Source organism: Amycolatopsis sp. NPDC005003 (assembly GCF_053600695.1).
Map to the genome: position 1 here is coordinate 1 of NZ_JBSGAI010000118.1, position 1,061 is coordinate 1,061.

Annotated in this window: 2 protein-coding genes; one reads left to right on the forward strand and one right to left on the reverse strand. The window is 68.8% G+C overall.

What is annotated here, in order from left to right; all coding sequences use genetic code 11:
• Nucleotides 1-162 precede the first annotated feature (162 nt).
• Nucleotides 163-507, forward strand: coding sequence for a hypothetical protein (locus tag ACWED2_RS48310; protein WP_003071911.1), 345 nt, complete (start codon nt 163-165; stop codon nt 505-507).
• Here ACWED2_RS48310 and ACWED2_RS48315 read toward each other — a convergent pair.
• On the reverse strand, nt 504-956 hold the full coding sequence (locus ACWED2_RS48315) for a GNAT family N-acetyltransferase (RefSeq protein ID WP_449697239.1): 453 nt from the start codon (nt 954-956) through the stop codon (nt 504-506). The two genes, ACWED2_RS48310 and ACWED2_RS48315, sit on opposite strands and share 4 nt — an antisense overlap.
• Between the last annotated feature and the right edge of the window lie 105 nt (nt 957-1,061).

Genomic DNA, 1,061 nt, shown 5'->3' on the forward strand with positions numbered 1-1,061 from the left:
CCGCCGCTATCTGGCACAACCGCGCTACTGGCCAGCCCGTCACCCGGTCCCTGACCGCCTACGACCACTGATCGAGTTACGCATTACTCGTCTAGCCGGGTGTGCGACGCCGACCACACGCGGAGTCCGGGATAATGAGTGGGGTAGGTCTCGGGAGGAGAGGTGGTCGAGGTGGGGCTCTTCGACTCGCTGCGCAGGCGGGCCAAGGGTGGACAGCGGGCCGGTACGCTGCGGAAAGCCAGCTCCGAGGACACCCGCCACCTCGACGAGTGGGCGGCCACGCGGCGGGGTGTCGAGGCCTTCGTGGAGCCGAAGACCAACGTCACGGAGACCACTGTGGTGTTGATCGCCCATGACGGAGAGTGGACGCGGCGCCGGATCGGCAGCCTGGAGGCCGCGCAGCAGTTCGGCCACCGCCGCTCGATCCCGGTGTACGAGGTCGCCCGCGTGGGTTACCCGAAGCGGATGCGCGAGTACACCGAGCGGAAGAAGCGCGGTCAGGTCTAGAGCTCGATCCGGCCGACGACCTCGCCGTGGTGGGTCTGGCCGGTGGGCCGGAAGCCCAGCTTGAGGTAGAACCGTTCCGGGCCGTCGTCGCCCGGGAGCCACAGCACCGTCGCGACCTTCTCGTCCCGCCGCCGGGCCTCGTCCAGGACGGTTTCGACGGCGAACCGGCCGTAGCCGCGGCCCTGGACGCAGGCGCCGACGTTGAGCCGCCAGATGCCGCAGCGGAAGAAGTCGAGCTCGGCCGCCGGGTCGAAGCGGCCCATCACGAAGGCGACGGGTTCGCCGTCGTCGGCGATCACCCGCGGCCAGGCTGTCTCCGGCTGGGTGTAGGCCTCGGCGAGCGAGACCGCGACGGGGGCGACGAACTTCTTCTGGTGCGGCTGGACGGCCAGCTGGCACGCGGCGGCGACGTTTTCCGGGGTGATCTTCTCCACGGTGAGGGTGGTCACCGGGTCCAACCTAGTGTCCTGAGTCGTTAATTCGTTGGCAGTATGCGGCGAGGGTGTCGAGGATCTGGTCGGCGGTTTTGGTCCAGACGAAGGGTTTGGGGTCGT